Raw genomic sequence first — 16,611 nt, 5'->3', positions numbered from 1 at the left:
GACAACGATCGTCCTACAAACTGTGGAACCAGCGGGCGGGCGGGTGAGGTTCTCTCATCAGTAGGATCAGCCAATGCTCATACGCCAGGCGACCTTGCATGATGTTGAAGGAGTACACAGCATCAGCGTCGCCAGTGGTCGCGAGGTTTGGGGCGTAGAGATGCTTCAGGCATCACCGTGGCGATCTGTGGTGGTCGCAGAAGCACAGGGCCGGCTTGTCGGTGTAGCCAAGACACACTTCCATACGCACTCTGACGGCGACGCCCCTGCCGGCCACTATCTTGGAGGCGTGATGGTTAATCCTTCCTACCGCCGCCAGGGCGTAGCGTCAGCACTCACGGCAGCTCGCCTCGACTGGATATGGTCCCAGGATGATCATGCCTACTACTTCGCCAATGAGCAGAACACCGCTTCGATCCGGTTGCACGCAAAGTTTGGCTTCTATTCCCTCGGTAGCTTCTCCACGATCCATGGCGTCACCGCCGACAACGGACGATCGAAACTCATCCTCTTCGAAGCGTCCACTAGAGGATTTGGTGATTGGGACGCCTGAGGGGACGGTGCAGTGCGGACCGAAGTAGGTAGCTGCTGGCTTCGGGGTGTGGGGTACCGTCTGTGGGATGCCTGACGCTCTCTTTGATCACCCGCGAGTTGCCCGCGTGTATGACCCTCTTGACCCGGACCGTAGCGATCTGGACACCTACAAGGACCTCGTCGATGAGTTCGAGTCGACGGCAGTCCTTGACGTTGGTTGCGGCACGGGAACCTTCTGCTCCCGCCTGGTGACGGAGCGTGGCCTCCGGGTGCTGGGCGTGGACCCGGCCGGCGCGTCCGTCGACGTCGCCCGGGCCAAGGCCGGCGCAGACCGTGTGACGTGGGTGGTGGGCATTGCGGTGGATGTGGCGGCTGATCCCGTTCATCGGCAGCAGTACGATCTGGCGACGATGACGGCCAATGTCGCGCAGGTCTTTCTCGACGATGAGCAATGGCTCGCCAACCTGCGAGCAATTCACTCCTGCCTGCGCCCTGGGGGTCATTTGGCGTTCGAGAGCCGCGTGCCCTCCGACCGGGCCTGGGAGCGGTGGACCAAGGAACTCACCCATCAGGTAGTCGAGGTCGAGGGTGAGGGGCTGGTGGAGGACTGGGTGCACGTCACACGGGTCGACGGAGAGCTCGTCACGTTTGAATCCCCGACGATCTTCCTGGCCGATGGTGAGCGCATCGATTCCACCTCCACGCTGCGCTTCCGCACCCAAGAAACATTGGAACGCTCACTGGTAGAAGCTGGCTTTAGTGACCTCGAGGTCCGGGACCTGCCCTATGCTCCTGGTCGGGGATGGCTGGTCATTGCCCGGGCTGGACAGGAGACGAGTTGGCGCGGCGACGCCAGTAGTTGAGCTGTACCGGTCGGCCGTGCTGTGTTCCGGCATAGAGCCCGGTTGAGTGGAAACCTGCCCGTTCAGCGACCCGTTCGCTCGCTGTGTTGCCGGTGATGGTCTGCAGTGCCACGGAGCCGATGCCCTGACCGAAGATCCAGTCCGCCAGAACACGCACCGATTCCGTCGCCAGCCCGCGGCCGCGTCCAGCGGGCTTGAGGGCGTAGAACACCGCCGGTTCAGGGCCTTCACGCCACGCCATCCCTGCCGTTCCCAGCACTTCACCGTCAACAACGATGCCGTAACGGCCGGCAATCCGTTGTTGGTGCCCTTCCTTGGTCCGTTCCATCACGCGCCGCGCTCTGGCCTCGTCGATATCAGGCGGAAGATAGGTCCACTGGGGCACATCGAGAACGCGGCTGAGGTCGTACTCCAGACGCCAGTCCTCCTCGTGCAGCGCGCGGAGGAGGACCTGATCTCGCTGTAGCTCATCCGGTAGCGCGACGGGGAACACCATGGACCGATACTCGCATCAACCCCTGGCACCGTGGAACCTTCCAAACTCTCTTACCAGCCAATGCTCCGAAGATGGCAGTCAACGGGGCCGGTAGGTTGAGGACATGAAACCCCCAGCTCTGCATCTGCGGCCTCTGCAGCACGAGGATGCAGCGGTCCTCGCCGCATGGGGAAAGGACACTGATTTTTGCCAGCACACCGGGTGGACCACAACGTCTCGAACCGCCCTGCACGACTTTTGGGTGCGACAGGTTGAGGACCCGCCCGTCGGGTTGACCAGGCTGGCAGCCGAAGACGCTGACGGCGAGCTGGTTGGGTACGTGGACCTTCACGGCTCAAACCAGGGCGAGAAGGAGCTTGGGTTCGTGATCGGCCCCTCACACCGCTGGGGACGCGGGCTTGGGCGGCGAGCCGCCGAAGCCGGCCTTGCGTACGGCTTCGCTGAACTGGCGCTGGACTGCGTCTGGGCGGAAGCCCTGGTCGCGAACACGGCATCGGTGCGGATCCTTCGATCCCTCGGGATGCAGGAAACAGGGAGAGGCGGGCCCGGAGTGTTCCGGGGCGATGACAGCTACTACCTACAATTTCGTACAAAGCGGAATGAGTGGGCGCCGAGGTTGGGACGGTGAGGATCCGTGCTGGAGTTCACGCACTGGTGTTTGACGTCGGCGAGACGTTGGTCGATGAGTCCCGGGCGTGGACGATACAGGCCGAGCGTGCGGGAGTGACGCCCTTTACGTTGATGGGAACACTTGGCGCCCTCATCGCTCAGGACAAGGACCATCGTGGCGTCTGGGAAGTGTTAGGTGTCGAGCGTCCCACGGAACCTCACTCCATACACCGCGCCGATCTCTACCCGGACGCGCTTGAGTGCCTACGGGCTGCCAGAGACGCGGGCCTTATCGTCGGGATAGCTGGAAACCAGCCAATCGGTGTCGAAGCCCAGCTCCATGAGCTCGGTTTCGATGCGGATTTCATCGCTTCCTCTGCTGCCTGGGGCGTAGCGAAGCCCTTAGCGGAGTTCTTCTCACGCGTCATTCAGGCCGCACGCCTTGATGCCAGCACGATCCTGTACATCGGTGACCGCCTAGACAACGACATCCTGCCGGCCCGGGAGGCTGGCATGCGAACCGCTTTCATCCGACGTGGCCCGTGGGGACACCTCCACGCCCAACGCCCAGAGGTCGGCTTGGCCGACATCCGCCTTGAGTCCCTCACCGAACTAACAATGGCGTTCACATAACCCTGAACAGGGGTGGTGCATTGACCGCTTGAGTTCGCCATCAGAACTAACCGGCTGATATTAGAAAGGTCACGCGCCTCCTGACCAGCTGTGCACGGCACAAGCTCCCCACGCTCCGCTGCTTGTCCCACACACACCTGGACAGCAGGAACCAAGGGCCCGCCTGCACACACCCACCTCACGTCACCGACACGGACAAGCTCACCTCGAGCGCACGGTGGACGTGCACAGCCTCCTACCAGCGTGATCGCGAACAGCACGATCTATCCCGGACTTAGAGCTAACAGGACTAGTTGGGTTAGCAGGGCTAATAGTGGCAAGAGGGACAAAACCGGTGAGGGCAGCTGTGTGGCCGCGATGCTGGTCATCCACCTGTGGGCAGGTGGAGCCCGAAGGGTCGAGCTCAAAGCCGTCCACCTGTGGGTGAGCTCCGGCGCCTCCCCCACGTGACCCCTGGACGGCTGTGCAGGCACAGGACGGTCTACATGCATTGATTTGTAGATATGTAGATTTACTGAGATCTGCACCGCATGGTTGGAGATGGACGGCGCGCGTGGCCGTAAGCAAATCCTCATCATCTTGGTGAACGATCCGCTTACGGGCTGTACTCCCACTGCAGTACTACGGTGATCGGTATGCCGAAAAACACGTGGCTAGCGGCCATCGCTCTTCTTCTCATCAATGCTGTCGGAAGCTTGGGCTTCTTCTTTTTCTCCCTTCCTGAGCGGCCCAAGTGGGGCGACATGACTACCGGAATGATCTGCGCCATCGTGGCAGCACTCTTGATCCTCAGCTACAGGAGAACTTATGGATCAACAACGCACGTACCTGAGTGACGCCATCGAGGAGTAGCCGTCCGCAGAAGGATCCCTCACTGTGACGATTTGCGAGCCTTCAGAATGATCGGAAGAGCAAAGCAGAGGGCAAAAATGGGTCCCGCGATCAAACCAAGCTGTCGGGATGTCTCCCAACCTCCCATGAAGTAGCCGGCGACGCCCCACGCAACCGTCCACAAAAGGAGGAGCCCCAAGCACTTAAGGACTACTTGTCGCTTCATGCGGGGGTCCTAAGTTGTAAGTGAAGCTCTATGGCGTGGATCTTTACGGTCCGCTTCACTCTAGTTCGAGTAGTTGCGCGCACGGAGGAGGATCCTGCAACGGACCCCTTAGTCCGAGCTAAGTGATGTCCGGTTACGTCCTCGTGCTGACGAGCTACGAGAGACTGGTCAAGAGCACGTTCGACTACAGCAAGGAATCCGACGCCATGGCTGAACCCAAAAACTCTGAAAAACCGAAGTTTGGACTGAGTCAGATTCTGTTGCTGGCGATGACACCGATACTGGTTCTGGTCGCCATCCCCTTGAACGTGTTCGTCGGTCAAGCCGCTGCGCTCATCTTTGTCGCAATCGCGCTGCCCCTGATTATTGTGGCGGTGCTGTTGCTCAGCCGAGCTGAAAAGAAGAGATGGGCTCAGTATGACTAGAGTGCGCATGTATGAGCCAGTGTGCAGGGCGTCCCGTTCGACGATCGGCTAACGGGGCGATGCATGAGAGCAGGAGCCCCTGGTCAGCCATGAGCCGCTGTTAGGGTCCATCTCGCCCGCTCATTCACTTGGGTGTCATTGAGCGCTTCCACTTATGAAACGCGACGCAGGTCGCGACGAAAAATGCCGCTGCTACGAGAATCTGGAGCCCGAACAAACTGGAGGATTTGCCAGTGGCGATGGCAATCACTAGCCAAAGTGTGGTCAAGCTGGCGGTGTAGATCAAGTAGTTACGGGCTTTTCTCTGAGCCTCAGACACTCGTCTCCTCATCCTGTTCGGTGCTTCGACGAGCGTCTACTAGGTGCACCGTATGGTGCGACTAGCCATCTCCAGGCCCCTGTCATCGGCCAGTGCCGCCGTTCATGCCGATCCTACAATTCGATATGCGTGGCGCCAGGTCCTATACGGCCCTGCCCGATAGCCGATCGGCTTGTGGATGACTTGAGCAGGGCAACTGAGGGTGGCGCGGTGCTGTTCACGGTCGGGTGAGCGGCGGTTGGCTACATTGAGTGGCAGGAACTCGAGCCGATTGGAACAGTGCATGGATGTAGATACTCGTCGTCTGACGGGCACGACCGGCATCCTTACTCAGCCGGTGCAGGATCTTGATGACTTCACCGGCAACCCGGGCAAGTACCTGCTCGACCTTTACGCTGATGAGGACGGCGCGGCGAAGGCATGGACACGCGCCGGAGAATCGCACCACTTCAGGTACAACGACGGTGTCATAACGCTTGCCTGGGACGGCATCCCGTTGCTGGGCGTCCCCAACTGGGACGACATCTGCACACTGTGGACCTACCTGGTGAACGTCATCGAGGACTACCTCGCCACGGGCCGAGGTGAATCCTTCTTCCCCGATCAGCCCACACCTATCGTGCTCGAACGCATCCACGGCGGTGCCCTCATCACCATCGGCGACACCAAAGTACGGGTCGATCCCTCAATCTTCTGCCGAGAACTCCTGAATGAAGCAGAACGGTTCTGGCGCTGGGTGGACCGCCACGCAGTCCCTATCCACGGAAACCAGGAACTGTCGCGAATCAATCAGGTCCGACTATAGATCCTTGACCACACGATCGCCTGAGCACCAGCCCGTATGCCGATCCCTTCTCGTCCGGTTGCGTTCAGTGTGTGGACAAAAATGTTTACACGCTTCTGCGCTTGATTAGGACAACTCCTACAACTGTGAGGACTACGCCTGCGATGAGGCCAGACCACCCACTGAGCGGTGAACCACCGGCAGTGAACGATATGGCCGAAAGGACGACCAGTCCGACAGCGATGACGAAGAGCGTGAGAGCGACAGGCCGTGTCGACGTAGTGTGGAGGTTTGGTTACCCATGATGATCATCCTACGATCTCGGGACTTACAGCTCTAAGTGGCGCCTATTTCGCAGAGCTTTAGGGCTAAGTGACGTGTCCCGCATCGGGGTCGTCCTCCGTACCTCCTGACATCCTTTCCCGCGATCAGCCCCACCAGACCGGCGAAGGGACGTTTAGCCTGAACGATGAAAACGGCCGCACAGGTACCTCAACTGCAACGCTGATCCTGGTCATCTGCCTGCTGAGACGTGTCTCGAAAACCTAAACCTTTACAAGACACCTAGAGGGGTCGCGCGTCGAGTGACCGCTTCCCTGCAATTCCGGCGTTCTCGTTGTCTCGGAAACTTGTCTCGCAGCGTTTCGTCTCAGAAGTGCTCCTACTGAAGGTTTGTGAGTCAGAATGGCGGGATGAGGCATCTCGGGTACACCAGGGTCAGTACCTCGAGCCAGGATGCGCAGTTGCAGCTCGGTGCGTTGGTTGCTGCCGGCGTCCACAAGCGGGATGTCTTCGCGGATATCACTTCGGGGACGAGGTCCGCAATCGAGCGGCCTGGCATGAAGAAGCTGCTCGAGTACGCCGACGAAGGAGATACCGTCGTCGTGTGGCGGGTCGACCGGCTTGGCCGGTCCCTCATTGATGTCCTCAACACTGTGAATATGCTCCGCGATCGCGGGATCCTCGTTCGATCCCTTTCTGACGGTATTGATCCGGCGACGTCGACGGGCCGGCTAATGCTGAACATGCTGGCAACGTTGGCCGAATACGAGCGTGAGCTCATCATGGAACGCATCAATGCCGGCATTGCCGCTTCGAAGCAGAACGGCACGAAGTTCGGGCGGCCAGCCGTGAACCCAAAGGTCATAGCGGACAAACTCGCCATCGCCACTGACGCACGAGCCAAGGGACGGACAGCAGAAGAAGCGGCCCGACTCGTCGGTTGGAGTCGGGCGACCCTCTACCGACACCAGCAAGCCCTGGCCATCAGCGCGCCACCATCAACCGAGGCATCACCGCCTCCGGGCAGCACCGATCGACTCGCATAAATTCGGGACAAAGAAAGGCAGTGCGAGTGCGTCATCCCAGGGATTACACCGATCACGCAGCCCCCACGAACCGGCCTTTCGCGACGTGGGGTTTCATGGCCTTAGCAGCGATTATTATGCTCCTGCTCCCCGACTGGACAGGGTCAGGCAACGCACGCCCCGTGTGGGTGTTTCTCATACCCATTTTGCTCGGTCTCGCAGGAGCAGTTCTTGCCCTGAAGCGTGGTCACCTTTGGTGGGCTGTGGGGTCGGCACTATGGGGCTTCGTGCTACTCCAAGCGCTCATCGTCGCCACCACCCTCATCAGTGGGCCATAAGCATTCACTCCCTCTGTGGTCTATCAGCGGGACTTGTAAATGCCACGCGTCCGTAGACCGGCCCCGGTCAGACGACGGCGAGAATGGTACCCGTGACGAGGGCGTTGTTAGCTGCGTGCAGGAGTATCGGGGCCCAGAGGTTCTGATGGAATCGGCGAAGGAGTGCTAACGCGATCCCCAGAGTGAAGAGGTACACGAATGTCAGTGGGACGAGATGAACTGCCGCGAAGAGAGCAGCCGATAGAACGACTGCGACACTAGGCCGGAAGCGCCTGATCAAACCGTCCAGGAATGCGCCTCGGAACAGGATTTCCTCCCATATTGGAGTGATGACGGCTACGACCAGCAGGCAAACCACGATCAGAGGAGCGGACAGGTTGACGATGTCGGCGAGGGGATCGTCAGCGTTTCCAGCCGACGCCGTGTTCACCCCGACGGAAGTAAGGGCAATGAGGAACAGGCCCTGCAGGGAACCGCAAACGATGATGGTCGCCGGTATCTGCCAGAGCAAGTGCAGCAACCGGGGCGTGGGGCGCCGAAACCCAAGATCAGCTGGAGTGAGACAGTTCCGGCGGAAGAGATGAAGGTAAAGAGCGAGGAGCACTGCCGTTGTGACTGTGACGAGGAAGACCGGCAAAAGTGACTCAATCGTGAACTTGACCAGGCCTGAGAGTCCCACAACTACGATCACGCCGGCGACCACAGCGATGTAAATAGCAATGAACATCAGCGCCCAGGACGCCTGCCCGAGAGTCGATGGTGTTACCTGCCTACGCACCGGCATCAGTTCGGTGTTATAGATGTGCGTCAACGAAAAATCCCCCAGGATGATGTGAAATGTGCGGTCCTGCTTCCAAGCTACGTCCCACCCGCTCGCTTCCTCGGCAGATTCTCCCTACATAGGTTCGTATGAGGCTTCTGCGTCGCCAAAGCCCCTGACCTCGCTGCAGCCATGACCACCGCCCAGTTAAACCCTGCAGTACGCACAAGCGCACTGGCGGCGTCGAAGGACGCCCATCCGCAGTGGAGGAATCACTGCCACAAGCAACTAGAAGCGGCGGCATACCGACACCCGGCGCAGCAGTGGAATAGCTGGAGTGATTGACACCCCGCGCAACGTAAAGCACCCTTGTCAGGACAAGCGTGTTTTACATGAAGGGGTGGAGTGCAGAACAAGATCCGCGATCTTCGCGCCGAGACCGGCATGTCGCAGCGGGAGCTGGCCGAAACCCTCGGGGTCTCCAGGCAGACCGTCAACTCGATCGAGACGGGCCGCTACGATCCGTCCCTTCCCCTGGCAATCGCCATCGCCCGCTACTTCCATCGCCCAGTAGAGGAGATTTTCCATGCAGACTGACAAGGATGTTCAACGCAACGTAGTGGCCCTCGGAATCCTGGGAGTGATCCTCGGTCTGGTGACCATCGCCGTGGTGCTGCTCCGCGAGCACGCCTCAGGCAACATGATCCCCGGGTTCCTCGTCGGACTCGGAATCGGTATCGCAGGAGCCCTGGTAATGGCATGGAGGGTGCTTCGCCGGCCAGAACGTGCGACGACCTTCGAGCGTGCGTGGACCCAGACCGGGGATGAGCGCGAGGACACACTCCTGACCCGTGCACTTGCCGTCGTCGGCCTGGTATCCCTTCCACTGATCGGAATCGCCACCCTCGCCATCGGACTTGGAGCCGAACCACCCATGGTCATGACACTCCTCATGGGAGTCCTGTTCGTCACCGGCGCCGGTTCCTTCGCCGTCATTAATCACCGAAACTGAACCCACCAACACCCGTTCTGCTGGTCTCGGATCACTGCCGAGCCGATGAGCCAGGCGCCACGACAAACACCTCATGCTCATCAAAGGCCTTCTTTTGACTTGGTGGGAAGAGCCTCTGTGAGACGGGTTGCTGCGACGAAGCGCAGACACGGAGTCCCGCGTCGACACTCGATCAGGTTGCCCTGACGCCAAGCTCATAGTCCGTCCAGTCAAAGGATCCTTTGATGGGACTGCTCATTGGCAGCCGGAAGCTCTCCCAGATGCACGTATACGGCACCCTTCCGTCCATCTTCACCGTCTAGGCCAAACGTCCATCACCGCTGCCGTGCTGATAGGTGCGAGGACTACAGCTACAAGTTGAGCGTCGACGGACCAGCTTACGGACGCTGAGCTCGGAAGGTTACGATCCCTCACCCATCGCGCCTAGACTGATGTGCCCGAGACGCTTAGATATCGACAGGACAATTCGAGTGAAACTCCCGCAGGCGATCTCCAGGTTTACCTCCTGGTCACGCCTGGTATTCCCGTCTAGGTTCCAAAAAGGCACCCTTGCAGACTCACCCGCTCTAGATGCTGACCTAGAATTGAGTAGCCGTGCGAAGGAGCACCGAATAACAGTTTTCCTCGACGAAGGAGCCCTTGACGGCGATGCACGGTTTCCATCAGCATGCGCTGTTGTAGTCGGCAATGTAGCCTCAGTTGAGGCTGCGATCGAGAAGGAGATGCACAATCTCCTACTACGTCCCGATTTCCGCTTGGAACCATCCGCGAAGAAATTCGAGAAAATCGGCTTTCATCACGTCGATGATAATGTCATCGCCAAACAGGCCTTCCTGAACCTACTTCCGAGACTGGATTTCGATTGGTGGTGTTCCAGCAACCTGCATCCATCCGAAGATTCGTACGAAACTCTCTCCGATCAATTTGAATGGCTAATCGAAAAAATCCTACAGAAACTCAAAACTGGAAACGTACACTTCATTTTCGAGCAGAATGGCCGCCTTGACAGCCAGTTCCCTCTCATAGTGGAAACGGCAGTGAGGAACGCAAATTACAACCCTGATTCTGTCTGCCATTCAATAGGAACTAAGAGAGATCGGTCCCTAGCCATTGCTGACTACTGCATCGCAGTCGCCACGCAGGCCACAGCAGTGTGGATGACGGCTTGTTGTGAAGTTGCCAAAGCCCGTAAGCGGCATCCTTATAGAACATTTGTAAGGATTGAGCCCTTATGCTCTGTGCTTTACTCTTGGGACATCAAAAAAAGTATCTCGAGCAGATCAGATCGCTTAGGCGATCAATCGTACTTCGAGCTCACCGGGCGGCACCATCCAGACTGTAGTCACGCGGGAACCAGTGAGGTATCCTCCTAGGATGCGGGGTATGGAGTTTCAACGGTGCGCGATTCGCGTGCATAAGCAAATGAGTTGGCATTGCCTTCATGCGTGAGTCCGTACCCCGCACCCACAGGCAGATGAGTCGCCACGGATGACCATTTTGTCCGGAATCCGAAGCTTGGAAGAGCTCCTAGTCGCCGCTTCGCTTCCGGACGAGGCTCTAACCTGGCTCCAAAAGCCGTTGGCCCTGCACGATCTGAAGCTGTTGACGGTGCGAAAATCCTCTGATGGGTACCGAACTGTTGCGGAGCCTCTCGACGCTTCATTGATTAGATTGCAGAAGAAGCTTAAGGAGTTTCTTGACAGGCAGGTGCTCGAGCCTCACCCCGATGTACATGGATTCACGCGCGATCGCGGATCATACTCCAATGCTACAGCGCATCTAAATGCTGCAGCATTGCTAACTGTTGATATTTCTGACTTTTTTTCGTCTATTTCGTCTGCGGAGATTAATGCAACCTTAGTTGATCTTGGAGCGGTGCCTGAGGTTGCAATCGGGATCACGAACATAAGCACGTTTAGGAACGCGTTGGCGACCGGTTTTTCGACTAGCCCAGTTCTTTCCAACCTCTACTTTCGTCCGACTGACGTGCAACTATCCAATCTCGCTGCAGATTTGAATCTCACATATACGCGGTACGCGGATGATCTTACTTTCTCAGGTGATGAGGTAAACGACGAGCACCTAGAGGCCGTCACAGAGATACTCGCTTTACAAAATCTTCAAGTAAATAAAAAGAAAGTTAGGTTTCAGCGTAAGGGTCATCCGCAGAATGTAACCGGATTTGTGGTAGCTCATGCGGACCATCCAAGGGTGCCGCGATACTTTAAAAAGCAGATTCGCCAAGATCTGTACTTCATAAAGAAATTTGGGGTTGAGCAACAAGCTCGCGTCCGAGGCGTAAGTGAAGATAAACTCGAGCAACGCCTCTTAGGGAGAATAAATTATCTAATGTGCTCCGAAAAGAAATTAGCGAACCGCATGAAGGAGGAGTTGGAGGAGCTAGTTGGCGATGAAGGGGAGGATTAGCAGGCTTTCGTAGCCATCGAAGCGCGTACCCCCTGAGGAATCGACTCACGTACAGGCGCCGTTACACCACGCGGACCCAAGTGCACCTTAGTCGAGCAGATCGAAGCTGCAGCTCTAGTCGTGTTCGGGGTGCAGCCTGCTGACGGCATCAGTGCCCCAACGGATGCATCAGATGCATGTTCAGGGCTGCTCAGCCTCAACAGATTGCTCGGCCAATCGGGCCCCGACCAAGCTGATTTTTGAGCCATAGTGTGAGCGAGGCGGTAGGAGCCGGTGTCGGTTCCGATGATCGCGCTGTCGAACATGAGTCGGTCGACGATCGCGGCGCAGAGGCATGGGTCGGTTGGCGTTCTCGTTCAACCCGCTGTGCGTGTAGGCCATCGCATCGGCCTGGGCGCGGTTGAAAGTGAGTATCGGACTGTCTTCTTGGGGAAGAAAAACCGGTCCCGTCGTGGACCTGGTCGGCGCATACTGGGAGCACCCTAACGATGTCCCGACCTCGTGTCGCGGACTCAGCCGGATACACCGACGAGCCTCTGTGCACGGGCGTAGGATTCCCTCCGGCTTTCAAGAAGCCGGCGGCCGGAGGGAAACTAACTAGTTCCGACTCCGTTGACGCAGTCACAGTGTGCCTCGCCGTTTCTGTCGCCGTTCGCTGAATCCCCCTTGGTTCCTTTAGGTCTTTAACCGCTGGTATGACCGACATGTGCCACTGCGAAGGGTGGTCAGGTTGCCTTTTGCTGGTCGTGAGCTTGGGTTTCTGCTGGTATGACAAGGAGTTCGGCGATGCGTCGTCGGTCGATGCTGGTGACTTGGAGGGTCGCGCCGTCCACCTCGATGGTGTCGCCTGGTGTCGCGAGCCGGCCGAGCCGGCCGAGGACGAACCCGGCTACCGTGTCCCAGGTGCCGCGGGGCAGCTCGATGCCGGTGGCTTCGGAAAAGTCCTGCAGGTTCAGCCGCCCGTCCATGACACCCCCACCCTCTGCAAGTTTCATCGGTGCGGCGTCGGTGTCGTACTCGTCGAAAATCTCCCCGACAACTTCCTCGACGAGATCCTCGAGGGTGACGATACCGTCGGTGCCGCCATATTCGTCGATGACGACCGCGATATGCGTGTTCCGTGCGCGGAGCTTCGTAAGTGTGGGCAGCACGCGTGCGGTCGCCGGCAGGTACGGAATGGGCCGAAGAACCTGCGCCAGGGGTGCGCTCGGGTCGTGCGCCGCGGCGTCGTAAAGGTCCCGCACGTGCACGAAGCCGGTGATGTCATCGATGGACTGATCCACTACCGGGTAGCGCGAGAAGGGCAGTTCCTCGATCTGCGAGATCGCCTGGCCGACTGTGTCACTGCTCGTGATCGTGACGACTTCGGGGCGGGGACGCATGACTTCGCTGATCTGCCGGTCGCGGAGGGAGAGCACGTCGTCCAGAATGCGGCGTTCATCCTCGGGCAGCCCCTCATGGCTGGTCACGATGTCCCGGAGCTCCTCCTCGGTCATCTCCTCACTCGTACGATGCGGGTCGCCGCCGAGAAGCCTCACTACTGCGTTCGTGGACACGGATAGCAACCAGATCACCGGTCGCATGAGCACCGCGAAACCGTTCAGGACCGGTGCCACTGCGTAGGCGAACTGTGCGTTGCGCTGAATTGCCAGGCGTTTCGGTGCGAGCTCGCCAAGGACCAGCGACAGGTACGCGACCACCAGCGTGAGCAAGATCGTCGCAAGGGTAAGGGCGGCCGGTTCGGCCAGTCCCAAGGACACCAGCACGGGTGCGACGGACGGCGCGATCGACGAGGCCCCGTACGCCGCCGACGCGAACCCGGCGACCGTCACACCGATCTGCACCGCGGACAGGAACCTGTTCGGGTTCCGAGCCAGCGCGGCGACCTTCGCACCCCGCTTACCCCGCTGGGCTATCGCGTTGACCTGGCTATCACGCAGCGTCACCAGCGCCATCTCGGTCGCGGCGAACACACCACCAATGAGCACGAACACCACCACCAAGCTGATGTTCAGTACCAGCTCCCCGCTCATCGGGACACCCTGAGAACAGGCGGCCGGCCCGGCCTGAACCGGGCACCGGGTCTATCGCAGTCAGACGACGAATCAGCGGAACGAGTCATATCTCCACTCTAGGAACAGGACACCGCCTCGGTCGACCTATGGTCACAAGGCAGCACATCGCTTCATCCGGGCAAGGAACACGCCCGAGGCCATCAGGACCGAGCAGAAGAAACGCAGGTCGTGGCATTCACGGGATCGCTCCCGCCCCGCCGCTGCCCACAGCCGGGGACAGTTCTCATGGGTTATTCACCACACCTTGACAGCAGGAACCATGGCGCCCGCCGGCACACACCCACCTCATGTCACCGGCACGAAAGAAGGCTCCTCGAACGGGCGGTGGCCGTGCACAGCCTCCTACCAGCGTGGTCGCGACCAGCGCCCGCTTGCTGGTAGCCAGCTGTCGGTACGGTTACGATTCCGCGTCTTACCCCCGAATCGTTGCTGTCAGCCGTTGTCGGGTGTCTATGGTCGAAGGAACGAGTCCAACCGCTACTGAGTGAACCCCCCTTCGTGTTCTGCTTCCGAGAGGCCTCTCATGACGTCCAACAGTTCAATCTTCGCTACCCCACAGCGCACCTCTTGGGTTGTCGCATCCGCCCTCGTGATGGCTCTGGGCCTGACGGGATGCTCGAGCCCTGCGGAGGAAGATATGGACGCGATTGCCGTCGGTGAGGACGGATCGGTTGGCCAGGTGAAGCTCCTGAGTGTTCTGCTGGTCTCCGAGGACGAGGGTGAGCCGGCCAGATTACTGGGCACGCTGGACAACGAAACAGACGAACCCCTCGAGGTCACGCTCAGTGACGAGGACGACAGTGTCACTGTCACTGTCGCCGCCAATGACCAGTACCCGTTCGATACGAACGAGGCAGTCTTCGACACAGCAGGAGACGCACCAGGAGCAAACACCACCATCACGGTCGAGGCGGACGGCGAAACAACGGAACTCACGATTCCCGTCCTGGACGGGACACTCGAGCGATACCAGCCCTACCTGCCCGAGTGATCCCTTCAACATCCAACTACGTCCAACTACTTTGCAGCACCGGCAGTGCCTGCAGTGCAGCGTCGCGGCCGACTCTTCGGGCGGTGGCACTGACGTGTCTGCCGATCGTGGGTGGGACGGCACCGGTGACGGCGCGATCGCAGGATGACGATGAGAGCGACGATGAGAGGGGTGTTCTGAGATGAGTCGTGTGGATGGGCAGTCTGTTCGGGAGTCGTTGCGCGCCCAGTTGTGGCCGGTCCCGTTGGCGGCGGTCCTGGTGGCGGTCGTCCTCGGGCAGGCTCTTCCGTTCCTCGATGAGCGCCTGGACGACCGGCTTCCAGCGGCACTGTCCGGTGTGCTGTTCGGCGGGGGCCCGGAAGCTGCCCGGTCCTTACTGGAGACGATTGCCAGTTCCACCATCACCGTGACGTCGCTGACGTTTTCCCTGACGGTCGTGACCCTGCAACTGGCCAGCAGCCAGTTCTCCCCCCGCCTGCTGCGCACCTTCACCCGGGACCGCTTCGTTCACAACACGTTGGCGCTGTTCCTGGCGACCTTCGTGTTCGCGTTGACCGTCCTGAGAAGCATCCGCGTGGAAAGCAGCGCAGGCGCCAGCTTCGTGCCGGAAATCGCCGTCACCACAGCGTTCCTCCTGACCCTTGCCAGCGTCGTCGGCCTCGTCCTGTTCCTGGCCCACCTCGCACGACAGATCCGGGTGGAAACGATGCTCCGCGACGTGCACCGCGAGACAGAGCACACCCTCGAGCGCATCTACCCCGAGCACGGGGACACAACACCCCGTGATGTGCGTCCTCCAACGGACAGCCTGCTGCTGCGAAGCCCGCGATCGGGTTTCCTGACCCGGGTCAACGAGGACGGCCTCCTAGATGTCGCTACCCGCTCGGGTGTTGTCGTCAGCGTCGACGTCAGCCCTGGAACTTCTCTCATCGAATCCGTTCCCGTCGGACGGTTCTGGACCACGGACGGAACCCCACTCGAGGATCAGCAGTGCGAAGACGTGTCAGAGGAGATCCTCGAAGCTTTCAGCACAGGGTTTGAGCGCACCTCGAACCAGGATCCGTCGTTCGGGTTGCAGCAGCTCCTGGACGTGACTGACAAAGCGCTCTCCCCCGGAGTAAACGACCCCACGACCGCCGTCCACGCACTAGGTCACATCTCGGCATTGCTGTGCTCGCTCACCGGCCGGTCCACAGGGTCCCGCACACTCGTCGACCCCGAAGGGGTACCTCGGGTGAAGCTGCACCTGCCGACCTTCAACGATCTCCTGGAACTCGTCATGGATCAACTGATCACCTATGCCTTCACCGACCCGCGGACTGCAAACCGCACCATCGACATGCTCTCCGAGATCCACATCAAAGCCACCGTCACCGACCCGGACCCAACCATCACCCCCCCGCTCAACGCGCAGCTCGACACACAGCTGCAGCGTGTCCGCACTGCTGTCGAGAACTCCCCCATGGACGACACGATCCAGCGAAACCTCACCGAGCGCATCGACGGCATCAGCACGACCATCAGCATCGGCCGGTAAAGGAGATCCTTGTGAGCGATGATCTGGACGCACCTCTGGGTGGACGGGAGCTGGTCCTGCACAACAGGTACGAGGTCCTGTCGATCGTGAACGACATCCTGGTCGCGCTCTGGTTCATCATCGGCAGCATCCTCTTCTTCCAGGAGAGCACCAGGACGGCAGGGACCTGGCTGTTCCTGACCGGATCAATCGAACTCCTGATCCGACCAGTGATCCGCCTCTCCCGAAACGTCCATCTACGCACGATCACCCGCACCAGGAACAGCAACGACTTCTGATCCGACATCAACAGATCGTCTAGGACCTCTCGCGACGCTTCGAACACGTAGATGTGCTGGCCAGCTACCCCGCCCTTCCGGCAGAAGGTCAGGGCAAGCGGACGTCGTGGAAACACTCCGTGATGCCATGTTCTGATACGGGGTTCGACTGCCTTATGCTGATGAC

General features: G+C 59.5%; 17 protein-coding genes and 1 pseudogene. 14 read left to right on the top strand and 4 right to left on the bottom strand.

Translation table 11 applies throughout. The features are described 5' to 3' along the window. Nucleotides 1–73: 73 nt before the first annotated feature. Both ACX80U_RS09655 and ACX80U_RS09650 read left to right on the top strand, forming a co-directional pair. Nucleotides 74–553 carry a GNAT family N-acetyltransferase gene (locus ACX80U_RS09655; RefSeq protein WP_459268227.1) on the top strand — a complete coding sequence of 160 codons (480 nt, stop codon included), beginning with the start codon at nucleotides 74–76 and terminating at the stop codon, nucleotides 551–553. Nucleotides 554–620: 67 nt separating this feature from the next. Continuing rightward, nucleotides 621–1,397, top strand: a complete 777-nt coding sequence (locus tag ACX80U_RS09650) for a class I SAM-dependent methyltransferase (protein WP_459268226.1) — start codon at nucleotides 621–623, stop codon at nucleotides 1,395–1,397. Here ACX80U_RS09650 and ACX80U_RS09645 read toward each other — a convergent pair. Next, nucleotides 1,345–1,893 carry a GNAT family N-acetyltransferase gene (locus tag ACX80U_RS09645; RefSeq protein ID WP_459268225.1) on the bottom strand — a complete coding sequence of 183 codons (549 nt, stop codon included), beginning with the start codon at nucleotides 1,891–1,893 and terminating at the stop codon, nucleotides 1,345–1,347. The two genes, ACX80U_RS09650 and ACX80U_RS09645, sit on opposite strands and share 53 nt — an antisense overlap. Before the next feature lie 103 nt (nucleotides 1,894–1,996). Between ACX80U_RS09645 and ACX80U_RS09640 the strand changes: the two genes are divergently transcribed. The 5 genes from ACX80U_RS09640 to ACX80U_RS09620 all read left to right on the top strand — a co-directional run bounded on the left by ACX80U_RS09640 (nucleotide 1,997) and on the right by ACX80U_RS09620 (nucleotide 7,048). Beyond that, on the top strand, nucleotides 1,997–2,521 hold the full coding sequence (locus ACX80U_RS09640) for a GNAT family N-acetyltransferase (protein ID WP_459268224.1): 525 nt from the start codon (nucleotides 1,997–1,999) through the stop codon (nucleotides 2,519–2,521). Then, a complete protein-coding gene (locus ACX80U_RS09635; protein WP_459268223.1) occupies nucleotides 2,497–3,135 on the top strand; it encodes an HAD family hydrolase in 639 nt (212 codons plus the stop codon). Before ACX80U_RS09640 ends, ACX80U_RS09635 begins: the two co-directional genes overlap by 25 nt. Before the next feature lie 1,263 nt (nucleotides 3,136–4,398). After that, the gene (locus ACX80U_RS09630) at nucleotides 4,399–4,617 is read left to right on the top strand and encodes a hypothetical protein (RefSeq protein WP_459268222.1); all 219 of its coding nucleotides are present in this window, start codon (nucleotides 4,399–4,401) and stop codon (nucleotides 4,615–4,617) included. 602 nt (nucleotides 4,618–5,219) lie between these two features. Continuing rightward, nucleotides 5,220–5,741, top strand: a complete 522-nt coding sequence (locus tag ACX80U_RS09625; RefSeq protein ID WP_459268221.1) for a hypothetical protein — start codon at nucleotides 5,220–5,222, stop codon at nucleotides 5,739–5,741. 671 nt (nucleotides 5,742–6,412) lie between these two features. After that, nucleotides 6,413–7,048 carry a recombinase family protein gene (locus ACX80U_RS09620; protein WP_459268220.1) on the top strand — a complete coding sequence of 212 codons (636 nt, stop codon included), beginning with the start codon at nucleotides 6,413–6,415 and terminating at the stop codon, nucleotides 7,046–7,048. A 384-nt stretch (nucleotides 7,049–7,432) separates the two neighbouring features. Here ACX80U_RS09620 and ACX80U_RS09615 read toward each other — a convergent pair whose 3' ends face one another. Beyond that, nucleotides 7,433–8,176, bottom strand: a complete 744-nt coding sequence (locus ACX80U_RS09615) for a CPBP family intramembrane glutamic endopeptidase (protein WP_459268219.1) — start codon at nucleotides 8,174–8,176, stop codon at nucleotides 7,433–7,435. A 354-nt stretch (nucleotides 8,177–8,530) separates the two neighbouring features. Here ACX80U_RS09615 and ACX80U_RS09610 point away from each other — a divergent pair, with 354 nt between their 5' ends. From ACX80U_RS09610 to ACX80U_RS09595, 4 genes are all read left to right on the top strand, one after another. Beyond that, nucleotides 8,531–8,722 carry a helix-turn-helix transcriptional regulator gene (locus tag ACX80U_RS09610; protein WP_208739713.1) on the top strand — a complete coding sequence of 64 codons (192 nt, stop codon included), beginning with the start codon at nucleotides 8,531–8,533 and terminating at the stop codon, nucleotides 8,720–8,722. Further along, the gene (locus tag ACX80U_RS09605; RefSeq protein WP_459268218.1) at nucleotides 8,712–9,137 is read left to right on the top strand and encodes a hypothetical protein; all 426 of its coding nucleotides are present in this window, start codon (nucleotides 8,712–8,714) and stop codon (nucleotides 9,135–9,137) included. The genes ACX80U_RS09610 and ACX80U_RS09605 overlap by 11 nt, the downstream gene beginning before the upstream one ends. A gap of 470 nt (nucleotides 9,138–9,607) precedes the next feature. Beyond that, on the top strand, nucleotides 9,608–10,510 hold the full coding sequence (locus ACX80U_RS09600; RefSeq protein ID WP_459268217.1) for a hypothetical protein: 903 nt from the start codon (nucleotides 9,608–9,610) through the stop codon (nucleotides 10,508–10,510). Nucleotides 10,511–10,625: 115 nt separating this feature from the next. Further along, a complete protein-coding gene (locus tag ACX80U_RS09595) occupies nucleotides 10,626–11,564 on the top strand; it encodes a reverse transcriptase family protein (RefSeq protein ID WP_459268216.1) in 939 nt (312 codons plus the stop codon). Nucleotides 11,565–11,797: 233 nt separating this feature from the next. Here ACX80U_RS09595 and ACX80U_RS09590 read toward each other — a convergent pair. Together ACX80U_RS09590 and ACX80U_RS09585 are read right to left on the bottom strand one after the other, a co-directional pair. After that, nucleotides 11,798–11,920: pseudogene (locus tag ACX80U_RS09590) on the bottom strand (IS21-like element helper ATPase IstB); the annotation flags it as partial. 369 nt (nucleotides 11,921–12,289) lie between these two features. After that, nucleotides 12,290–13,597 (bottom strand): hemolysin family protein, encoded by a 1,308-nt coding sequence (locus ACX80U_RS09585; RefSeq protein WP_459268215.1) that lies wholly within the window; start codon nucleotides 13,595–13,597, stop codon nucleotides 12,290–12,292. A 679-nt stretch (nucleotides 13,598–14,276) separates the two neighbouring features. On the opposite strand from ACX80U_RS09585, the gene ACX80U_RS09580 reads away from it, so the two are divergent. The 3 genes from ACX80U_RS09580 to ACX80U_RS09570 all read left to right on the top strand — a co-directional run bounded on the left by ACX80U_RS09580 (nucleotide 14,277) and on the right by ACX80U_RS09570 (nucleotide 16,445). After that, nucleotides 14,277–14,630 (top strand): hypothetical protein, encoded by a 354-nt coding sequence (locus ACX80U_RS09580; protein WP_459268214.1) that lies wholly within the window; start codon nucleotides 14,277–14,279, stop codon nucleotides 14,628–14,630. 217 nt (nucleotides 14,631–14,847) lie between these two features. Further along, a complete protein-coding gene (locus ACX80U_RS09575; protein WP_459268213.1) occupies nucleotides 14,848–16,167 on the top strand; it encodes a DUF2254 domain-containing protein in 1,320 nt (439 codons plus the stop codon). Nucleotides 16,168–16,178: 11 nt separating this feature from the next. Next, the gene (locus ACX80U_RS09570; RefSeq protein ID WP_459268212.1) at nucleotides 16,179–16,445 is read left to right on the top strand and encodes a YrhK family protein; all 267 of its coding nucleotides are present in this window, start codon (nucleotides 16,179–16,181) and stop codon (nucleotides 16,443–16,445) included. The last annotated feature ends 166 nt before the right edge of the window (nucleotides 16,446–16,611 follow it).

Source organism: Arthrobacter sp. TmT3-37 (assembly GCF_054510835.1).
Note: the sequence above shows the minus strand (reverse complement) of the source record. Positions and strands in the feature narration are given on the sequence as shown.